This is a genomic window from Flavobacterium sp. 22659 (genome assembly GCF_052044235.1).
Taxonomy (GTDB): Bacteria; Bacteroidota; Bacteroidia; order Flavobacteriales; family Flavobacteriaceae; genus Flavobacterium; species Flavobacterium johnsoniae.
The window spans coordinates 182,639-193,332 of the sequence record NZ_JBQEMU010000002.1; the positions used below are offsets into that span (position 1 = coordinate 182,639).

Consider the following 10,694-nt stretch of genomic DNA (forward strand, 5'->3'; position numbering starts at 1 on the left):
CAGACAAATCAGGAATAATCGTTTATAAAAAAGGCAGACTTTTCAGCGTCTAATTTCTGTTTTTCTGCATCAATTTTTTCATAATAACGTAAAATACAACATCTATGCTATTAACTGCCTCAAATGTAGTATTCTGTTGTATTATATAGAGTTATTTTTATTATTTAATAAATATTAACATCTAAACCACAAATTATGAGAAAGTTAAACAGTATTACATTATTGATGGCATGTGTCTTAGGATTTTGTTCCTGCGCTGAAAATTCTGCAACAGAAAAAACATCAGAGGAGATGAGTACAAATGGAAGTACTAAAAAAATAGCCGGAGCTCCCTGGGTAAAACAATTTGAAGATACCTTTGATGTAGGCTCGAATTTGTCACAATGGACAAAAGAACAACGTGCCGATTACAATTCCTGGTATTGTGATTATGCCAGTTCTGTACCTACCACACAATGGCGCGATGGAAGACAATGTTTGGAAATCAAGACTACAAAATTAAGCACGTACAAGTACCAATCTGGTTTCATTACTTCTAATTACCAATACAAACCGGAAAATAATACAGAGTATATGCTTTCGGCTAATATTAAATTAATAGCGATGGATGGCGGGACTTATAAGTCTTTTAAGGATACTTATGGTGCGTGGCCGGCTTTTTGGTCTGTACAAGGAAACGGCTGGCCTACAAAAGGAGAAATCGATATTATGGAAGGTTATTCTTTTGCGCCTAATGCAAGTCGTTTTACTTCGAACATTTTTTATGGAACTTCCGTTGGAAACAATTTATTAGGAAATTCTGCTGAAAGAAATTATCCGGCTAATTTTAATATAGACGGAAATAACGGATGGCATTTATATGAATCTTTCTGGAAAATGAAAGACAACGTAGTTACTGTAACCATTAAGGTCGATGATGTAACGGTTGCCACGTATACAAACAGCAGTGTGTCGAATTTGAATTTTAATAATTTTGGAACACATGCTATTATTTTTAATGTGAATGTAGGTTCAAAAGACTCGAATTTTATTGATCCTAATAAACTAAATTTATTTTCAACTGTAATGATGTGGGTAGATGATGTTACGGTTTACAAAAGACCAATTTAATATTGCCATTTTAAGAGTCAATTATAACACATAGAGACATAGATCCCGAAGCCTTAAAAAAGGCGTTTCACTTATTTAAAATAAACATAGGGGCTATGTGTTAGAAAAAAAACACAGAAATCACGATCAAATAAAAAAGCCTGCGAAATCTATGTTTCGCAGGCTTTTATTTTTTATTAGTTAATCTTCAGATTTAATCTAAACCTTCTAAAAATCCGGTATGTGAACTTTTGACTGCAAAATTAGAATCGTACAATAAAGGCCAGTCATTTCCTGGATGATTCAGTTCAGTGCTGTACGGAATCCATGATTCATTATCCTTCATTCCCCAAATGGTTAAGGCGTATTTATTTGCTGCCGGAAGCGCATTATAAATTTTTACCATTTCTTTATATTTTGCTTTTTGAGCCAGTCTTCTTTCGTTTGTAAAACTAGAAATATCATTAAATTGGTTTACTTGTATATCCAATTCTGAAACATGAATTTTTAAACCTTTTGCCACCGCTCTGTTTAGATCTGTTTCTATCTGCGCTTTGGTTGGGCTCAAATAAGTGTTGTGCATTTGAAAACCAACACCGTCAATAACTTTTGCAGTTTTTAAATCCTCTAGAATAGCAAACACTTTATCTTGTTTTGCAATATTAGTTGACGTAGCATAATCATTATAGAACAACAATAATGAAGTGTCACCTGCAGCAATTGCAGCATTTCTAGCCCATTGAAAACAGTCTTTTACATAGTTTGGTCCCATTCGCTGCAAGAAAATTGTATTTCTCATAGCACCGCCGTTATCATCAACAGCTTCGTTAACCACATCCCATGATTTTACTTTTCCTGCATAATGTGTAACCACATCTGTAATGTATTTTTTTACTTCTGCAGCAAACTCAGCATCAGTTCCAGAGAAATCTTTCAGCCACTGAGGCACTGCATTATGCCATACTAAAGCATGACCGTGTACATTAATGTTATTGGTATTTCCGTACGCCACAATTTTATCAGCCACAGTCCAGTTGTAAACACCGCTTGCTGTCGATATTTGATCCATTTTCATTTCGTATTCTGCAGAAATACTGCTGAATTCATTTCTCAGGATAACATCATAAGGCGTTCCGTTTGTAAGCTGTGAAGCTTTTATTGCCATACCTACAAAAAACGGGTTCGCTAATTTATTTACTTTAACCTTTAAAAAAGTTGGATCTTCGGGAATGCCATTAGAACCTGTAGTAACAACACTAATCACATTTGAATAATCCGAAATTTGGGCTTCTGTTTTAGCTCTCACTCGGTAATAATATTGTGTTCCGCCAGTTAATCCAGTTACAACTTCATTTAAATCAGTAACTTCTTTTGAATTGTAATTAGGAAGAATAGTGGTGAAATCTTCGCTGGTTGAAACATCCAAAAGATAACTTTTTGAATGGGAAACATAATTCCATTTTGCTTTAAAACCGTTATCATTTACATCTTTTGGAGCATTGGCAACTGGTGTTTCCAGAATTTCAGCAGCGTCGTTATCGTCTTTTGAGCACGCATTTAGAAAAAAGACGAGGCTTATCAGCATTAATAAAAATTTACTTTTCATACTGTTTTTTATTATAGAATATTCTCTATTGTTAAGATGAATACTCTGATTTATAGTTTCTGTTTTTTTATTATATAATACATTGGTTGTAATTACTTTATTCGTTTTTCTAGAATCATAAAAAAATAAACACATAGAAACATAGATTACAAAGCCTTAAAAAAGGCGTTTCACTTATTGAAAATAAACATAGTGCGCTATGTGTTAGAAACATGTTTCTTTTTATAGTCTTTTTCAAGAAATAAAAGCTATGTTTCTATGTGTTAACATAATTATACCAATGGGGTTATATAGTTTACTTTATAAAAGATGCTGTTTTGACCACAGCCTCTTTTTAATTTAAGAGAAATTATTGATAACGAATTTTAATATTATCAAATTTAATGGCACTTGGATTAGGTGAATCTCCCTGAGCCACTCCAACTTTAATCTCGTTAATTTTTGAAGGGTTTAACGTTGCAGCTGTATTAGATCCAAATCCGTAATTATCTTTAAAATCAGCAATTGAAATGGTTTTTGTAGACCAGTTTACATCGGTGATTTTAAAATTATATCCATAATTTACGCCGTCGATAGTATTTAACTGGATTGCAAAATTAGCCCCAACAACATTTGCACTTACATCAATATCGATAAAAGCTTTTGTAGCATCTGTATTAGAAGCACTTAAGAAACTGGCTCCGCCGCCTCCACTGCTTCCGTTATAACCGTTGGCATTTGAACCGCCCCAGACTAATGTGGTGTAATTTCCTGTTGGACCACCTGCTGTAGCGGTATTAAAACTTTCTATATCGCCGTAAGAAGTCCATTCGGTTCTGGCGCCATTTCCGTCAAAATCAGATACCAACACGATCGTTGCAAAGTCGATTGTTTTCTTTGCAGTACCACCCGGTGTAGTAATAGTAAGTTCTGATCCTGAAACGGCATTTGCAGGCAAACCAATAACAATGGATGAAGATGATTTTACAGTATAACTTACCGCTTTTCCGCCTAAGGTAACTGATGAAATATTATAAAACCATGTTCCTTCAATTTCCAATGGAAATCCCGGAGTTGCTACTGCCGGAATTGTTTTGGTAATTGTTGGATCAGGCTGTAAAATTTCAATATTCTTAGTTACTGAACCAGATGCGGTTGTAAATGTAATAGGCTGAACACCAAATCTGCTTCCTAATTTTTCATCAAAAGGAATAGTGAAAATAAACGATTTATCTGAATTATAGTTGGGATTGAAAGTGATGTTAATAGTATTATCCAGCGTAATCTTTTTTAATCCCTGTAAACCATTGCCTTCAACTCTGACTTTGTTTTGAGGAAACGCCTGATTAAGTAAATCTCCGGGTTCAGCAACCATAGCTTCTACGTTTGCAGTAACCGCATCGTCATTCTGGCAGGCTGTAAAAGAAGCCAGTGCCAAAAGAATCAGAATTCTATATTTTATTTTATTGATCATGGTATAAGTTAGTTAAAGTTAAATGGAACCGGAGGTTCTAATAATGATGGATTAGTATCAATAGCAGATTGTGGTAACGGCAGTTCAAAATAATTGCTTCCCGGAGTTATCTTTCTTGAAATCAATTCTGTTCTGGCATCATCAGAATAAAAACCAACTTCCTGCTGTGAAATAATAGCTGTTGCTTCTGCTAATCCACGGCGTTTAAGGTCAAAGAAATATTGTCCTTCCAGTGCAAATTCAACTCTTCTTTCGTTAAACAATTCATCTCTTGTCAATACTGTTTTAGCCGGCAGTCCTGCTCTTGCTCTTACTTCATTAAAAGAACTTAAAGCAGATGCAGAAGTTGTAGAACCAGCTCCGGCCAAAATCGCCTCAGAATTCATTAATAAAATATCAGAATATCTTAAAATAATGGTGTTTTGTGAAGTTCTCATAAAGAATACATCATTTCTTTCTGCGGCAGAACCTACAATGTATTTTCTGAAATTAGCCGCTGTAGAAGAGTATATTTTTTTATACGTAAATCCGCCTTGGTTTTTTAACAATTCAGGGTAGAAGTCACCATCTGTCATGATTGTGCTTTTCTTTCTGGTATCTTTTGGTTCAAATCCATTTTGTAATGAGATAGAAGGAAGGTAAACGCCCCATCCGTCACCACCGCCTGTAATTCCTGTACCTCCCGGAACGATATAAGCCTGATTGGTATTTTGTGTTCCCCATTCTGTTGCAATAGCTTTCCATTGCAGGGCAAACATACTTTCTGCGCTGTTATTATTTTCCGGACTGCTGAATAAGTTTCCGTAATCCTGAATTAAAATATATTGGTTGCCTATAATTTTTTGAGTTAAAGCGGCACATTCTCCATATTCATTTAATGTCAAGTGTACTTTTGCCAAAATTCCCATTGCTGCATATTTGGTCACATATCCTTTTTTTGCAGCTCTTTCTGGTAAATTTTCAACGGCATATTCTAAGTCTTGTTTGATGAATTTATAAACATCAGAAACAAGATTTCTTTTTGGCTGTGCTGCAGAACCTGCTTTATTTATGATTGGCACAGCTCCAAAAGTTCTTACCAAATAGAAATAAGCATTTGCTCTCATGAATCTTGATATGGCGATAGCATTTTTATAGGATGCTTCCGGCAGTTCGCTTTTTCTGTCCTCAACTAAACTCATTAAATTATTAGATTGATCGATAACCGAAAACAACGAAACATATCCTTCTGTCAAAATTGGGTTTTGTGACGTTACCTGAGCATCTTTAAACTGAGCATAAGCACCATCAAAAGTAAAAGCATTACCGGCGTACATGTCTCCAACGGCAATTAGGAATTTATCATTAAAGGTAAACCACGGTTTAAAATACAAACTCTCGGCAATTCCGTCAAAAGCCGTAACGCCTTCAGGTAAATCGCCTGGTGTTAATTGATTTTCAGATGGTGCATCCAAAAAATCATCTGAACAAGAAAATAAAGACAGCAATGGTATCAGCATTCCCATCATAAAAAGTTTAAAAAGTTTTTTCATAACTATTTTTTTATGTTAATGATTATGAATCATTAAGTTAAATGTGTTTTTATTAATCTTAGAATTCTAAATTCACTCCTGCAGAAATTGTTCTTGGCACTGGGTAACGTCCTAAATCAATTCCGCTCAAGGTTATATTCTGGTCTAAATTTCCAAGGGCAGGGTCAAAGCCGCTATATTTTGTAAACGTGTATAAATTTTGAACGTTTACGTACAATCTTACTTTAGAGATAAAAGAGTTATCGAATATTTTGCTTGGTAAATCGTAGCTTAACGAAACATTTTGAATTCTTAAGTAAGAACCATCTTCCACAAATCGATTCGAAATTCTTCCGTTGCCATTTGGATCGTTAAGAGTAATTCTAGGCACATCAGTATTTTCGTTTACACCAGGTTCAAAAGCATGTATTGCCTGAGTGCTGACATTTCCAAATCTATCGCCAAATCCCGGATAAATTCCGTCAATGTAATGACGTGTAAAATTGTAGATCTGGTTGCCCTGGCTTCCTGTTAAAACTATTCCAAGATTAAAGTTTTTGTATCTAAAGTTATTGGTAACAGCATAGGTAAAATCAGGAATAGCATCTCCAATAGCAGTCTGGTCTTTACTGTCAATTTTTCCGTCGCCGTTAAGATCCTTAAAACGAATATCTCCAATTCCTGTTCCTGCTTCCTGAACTGGTCCTGCAGCTAGTTCAGCAGCATTTTTAAATAAACCATCGGTTACATAACCATAAAATTGTCCTACCGGCTGTCCTTCTGTAGTTCTGGTAACGTTGTATAAATCGAATTGAACTTTTCCTAATAACGATTTACCTTCACCTTGAAAACGAGTCAGCTCATTATTGTATTTTGAAAAAATAATAGTAGTGTCCCAGTTAAAATTTTCGGTTGCAATATTTCTTGTATTCAAAGTAAGTTCGATACCTTTTGTTACAATTTCACCCGTATTCAGGTAATAATTAAGGGCACTTTGATTTGATTCGTCATTGATTTGTTTGGTTAAGAAATCAGATGAGTTTTTAACATAATAATCAAAATCTAATTTTACTCTATTGTTAAGCATTGCCAATTCGAAACCAGTATTGAATGATTTAAGAGATTCCCATTTGATATTTGGGTTTCCTAAATTGTCAATTGTCGGCGATACACCACCAAACGGAGAAGAAAGCAATGACAAGATAGTCTGGTATCTGTTTGCCGGAATGTTTTGATTTCCAACTGTACCATAACCTGCTCTGAATTTTAAGTAATTGATGCTGTTTGATAATGGTTCAAAAAACTTTTCGTTACTAACTGTCCATCCTCCTGAAAAAGATGGGAAATAACCCCATTTATTATTAGGACCAAAGTTGGATGAAGCATCTGCTCTTATTGAGGCAGAGAAAGAATATCTATCAGAGAAACTGTAATTTAACCTTGAAATATAAGAAGTCATTGACCATCTGCCAGAACCATTTCCGTTTACTGCCGTATCAATATCTCCAATATTTAAATTTGTGAAATTTTTGTTTAAAAATTCACCTGATCTGTAACCGCTTAAATATTCATAACGGCTTTCCTGCGCTTCCTGACCTAATAAGAAAGTAAAATTGTGTTTCTCGCCGATAGTTTTATTGTACGTCAAATAGTTTTTGATGTTCCAATAATAACTTTGATCCTGCTGTTTGAATGATTTGTTTAAAAGTTCATTTACGTTTCCTAAAGTATATTTAGGGGCAAAAGTGCTGCTTTTTGCAAAATTTAAATCATATCCTAATTCAGTTCTAAAAACTAATCCTTTTATCAGTGTAAAATCGGCAAATAAATTTCCGTTAATTTTAAATCTTTCGGTAGTCGAATTATTGTATTCAGACAAAGCGATTGGGTTAGTTGCCTCATTTGCCGAAGATCCTAAACCGCTTGTTGGTCCCGCATAAGAACCATCTGGAGTTCTAACCGGTAACTCTGGAGATTGTCTTAAAGCGTTCATAACCAATCCGCCTCTGTCATCGTTTCGTACGACTTGCTGAGATGATTTACTAACTGATAGGTTGTTTCCAATTTTAAGCCAGGATTTTACATTAGAATCAACGTTTAATCGCATAGATAATCTGTTGAAATCTGAGTTTAAAACAATTCCTTCCTGATCAAAATAGTTTAAAGAAGTATAATAACGTGTTCCTTCTTTTTCGCCTGAGAATGACAGCTGATGATTGTACATGGTAGCAGTTCTAAAAAGTTCATCCTGCCAGTTTGTTCCATTGCCTAATAAATTAGGTTTTTGATATTGATACGGAACAGGCTCACCATTTAGTTTGTAAATTTTTGCCTGATATGCGGCATATTCAGGCAGGTTTAAAACATCAACGGTATTTCTTATTTCCTGAGTTCCTAAATAAGTTTCGTATGTAAATTTTGATTTTCCTTTTTTCCCTTTTTTGGTTGTAATCAAAACGACACCGTTTGCACCATTTGCACCATAAATGGCAGTTGCCGATGCATCTTTTAAAATGTCAATAGTTTCAATATCTGAAATATTCAGACCAGACAAAGCTGAATTTTTAGTTTGTCCGTTTCCTCCGCCTAAAGCACTGAATGAAAATGTGTCGTTGTTTTTATCAGCAAAAACCGGAGTTCCGTCAATAACATACAAAGGTTCATTTCCGTTAATAGACGTAATCCCTCTAATCTGCACAGAAATTCCTCCTCCGGGTGTTCCTGAGTTTTGAGTCACGTTTACACCTGCAGCTTTACCTACAAGCGCCTGATCGATAGAAACAAAAGGTTTGTCCTGAATTTCAGAAGCTTTAATAGAGGAAACGGCACCATTTATATCTTTTCTTTTTGATGTTCCATATCCAATAACAACTACTTCATTTAATTTTTCGAGGTCACTTATCATGGTAACCTGCATAACCGATTTTGTGTCTGCTGGTATTGAGAGGTTTTTATATCCTACATAACTAAAAAGCAGCAACGCTTTTGGCTCTACATTGTTTAATACAAAACTACCGTCAAAATCAGTAACGGTTCCGTTTTTTGTTCCTTGTACTATTACGCTGACACCAGGCAGGTTGGCACCGCCAGATGTTACTTTACCTTTAACAGTTTGAGCGTAGAAAAAATTTCCCCACATACATACTATTAAGCACAATAGCTTTTTTAATGTTCTTTTCTGCATAAAAATTTGGTTGTTAGTTTACTTTAATAATTAGTTAATCGTTAAGTTTTATAAAAAAAACATTTAAAATTTGGGTCTTTTGCCGGTTGGTATTTTTGAGTTTTGACAGCAGCACTTTTTTCTTAAATATTTCTTAACGAAAGTATATTGTAGAGGTGTTGTATTGTAGAACGGATGATGCATATTGTGCAACAGATGATGCAAAAAAAACATCTGAACCCCCGAAATCAGTAAAATAAACACCCTGATGCATCAAAACAAGTACTGAGGTATTGCTAATTTTTTTGCATAAAAAATAGTGTTTGTTTAAAATATCGAGTTAATATTTTTTATATGTTGATTTTTGCCTGAAATTCAAAAGTCTGTTTTTTGAAAAAATTCACTGACAAAAAAAAGAGCTTCGATTGTGAACTGCCCCCAAAAAGTTAGACACTATTTGGGGGCATTTTTATGGAAAGAAAAGTCAAGTACAATTGTGAATTTAAACTTCGTTGTGTAGAAGAAGTTATGAAAAGGCATAACTCGGTTAAAGGCACAGCTAGAGCAAACAAGATAGCTGAAAGCAACCTTACATGCTGGATTAGCCGCTATAATGAATTTGGAATTGAAGGTCTTTTACCAAGGCAGAAAAATAAAGTTTATACTGCAGACTTTAAATTAAAAGTAATACAAACCATTGAAAATAAGTCTTTATCTTTGGATGAAGCCTGCTTGATTTTCAAAATTCCAGCGCAGTCAACCATAATTAGCTGGCAAAGAAAATATGCAAAAGATGATTTGGCAGGCTTAGAACTTAAATCACGTGGCAGACCAGCAGTTATGAATTTTAAGAGAAAGCAACGAAAAACAGACAAACCTTTAACCAGGGAAGAGGAACTCTTAAAGGAGTTAGAGTACCTGCGCGCTGAGAACGAAATTCTAAAAAAGTTCAACGCCTTAGTTCAAGCCGAGCAAGCCAATCAAAACAAAAAGCTCAAACCATAATGGAATTAAGGCATAAGTATGATTTAGATCTTTTGCTAAATTGTATGAACATGGTTAGAAGTACGTATTATTACTATGAAAAGAAAGGTCAGGTAATCGATAAATATCAAGAGATAAAAGATTTAATTAAACAGATTTACAATTATCATAAGGGCAGGTTAGGATATAGACGTATTACTCTATTACTCAAAAAAGAGGGGATTTTAATTAATCACAAAACAGTGCTTCGATTAATGAAATTTTTAGGATTAAAAAGTCTAATCAGAATCAAGAAGTACAGATCGTATAAAGGAGAGCAGGGAAAAATAGCCCCTAATCTACTGCAGCGCAATTTTAAGGCTGATATACCTAATCAAAAATGGGCAACCGATGTGACTGAATTTAATGTTTCTGGCAATAAATTGTACTTATCGCCGATAATCGATCTGTTTAATGGAGAGATAATTAGCTATGAATTATCGCAAAGACCAGTGTTTAATCAAGTTTTAAATATGCTTGAAAAAGCATTTAAAAAAATACCCGATAATACTAATCTGACTCTGCATTCTGACCAAGGATGGCAGTATCAAATGATACAATATCAGCATTTATTAAAGAAAAAAGGAATTATGCAAAGCATGTCCAGAAAAGGCAATTGTCTTGATAATGCGATAATTGAAAACTTCTTTGGAATATTAAAATCAGAGTTGTTTTATCTAAAAAAATACACTTCCATTAATCAATTGAAACAAGAGATTATCGAGTATATAAATTATTATAATAATGACAGGATTAAACTTAATCTAAAAGGAATGAGCCCGATACAATATCGAGCTCATTATTATAAAACTTAATTATTAATTTGTCTAAACTTTTGGGTGCAGTCTA

Annotated in this window: 6 protein-coding genes; 2 read left to right on the plus strand and 4 right to left on the minus strand. The window is 34.3% G+C overall.

The window, feature by feature from the left end:
• Positions 1 to 195: 195 nt before the first annotated feature.
• Positions 196 to 1,110 (plus strand): glycoside hydrolase family 16 protein, encoded by a 915-nt coding sequence (locus tag ACTJIW_RS02930; protein ID WP_440715679.1) that lies wholly within the window; start codon positions 196 to 198, stop codon positions 1,108 to 1,110.
• Between the two features lie 193 nt (positions 1,111 to 1,303).
• Here the strand turns inward: ACTJIW_RS02930 and ACTJIW_RS02935 are convergent, their stop codons facing one another.
• The 4 genes from ACTJIW_RS02935 to ACTJIW_RS02950 form a co-directional block, all read right to left on the minus strand.
• Positions 1,304 to 2,695, minus strand: a complete 1,392-nt coding sequence (locus tag ACTJIW_RS02935; RefSeq protein ID WP_440715680.1) for an endo-1,4-beta-xylanase — start codon at positions 2,693 to 2,695, stop codon at positions 1,304 to 1,306.
• Positions 2,696 to 3,044: 349 nt separating this feature from the next.
• The gene (locus ACTJIW_RS02940; protein ID WP_440715681.1) at positions 3,045 to 4,148 is read right to left on the minus strand and encodes a hypothetical protein; all 1,104 of its coding nucleotides are present in this window, start codon (positions 4,146 to 4,148) and stop codon (positions 3,045 to 3,047) included.
• An 8-nt stretch (positions 4,149 to 4,156) separates the two neighbouring features.
• Positions 4,157 to 5,680: a RagB/SusD family nutrient uptake outer membrane protein gene (locus tag ACTJIW_RS02945; protein WP_012025841.1), complete on the minus strand. Its 1,524-nt coding sequence runs from the start codon at positions 5,678 to 5,680 to the stop codon at positions 4,157 to 4,159.
• Positions 5,681 to 5,738: 58 nt separating this feature from the next.
• Positions 5,739 to 8,843 (minus strand): SusC/RagA family TonB-linked outer membrane protein, encoded by a 3,105-nt coding sequence (locus ACTJIW_RS02950; protein WP_149207078.1) that lies wholly within the window; start codon positions 8,841 to 8,843, stop codon positions 5,739 to 5,741.
• 450 nt (positions 8,844 to 9,293) lie between these two features.
• Between ACTJIW_RS02950 and ACTJIW_RS02955 the strand changes: the two genes are divergently transcribed.
• Positions 9,294 to 10,660 (plus strand): IS3 family transposase gene (locus ACTJIW_RS02955; RefSeq protein ID WP_440718436.1). Its coding sequence is split into 2 segments (ribosomal slippage): positions 9,294 to 9,762 and positions 9,762 to 10,660, totalling 1,368 coding nucleotides; the frame shifts between segments, so codons are not numbered across the junction.
• Positions 10,661 to 10,694 lie beyond the last annotated feature (34 nt).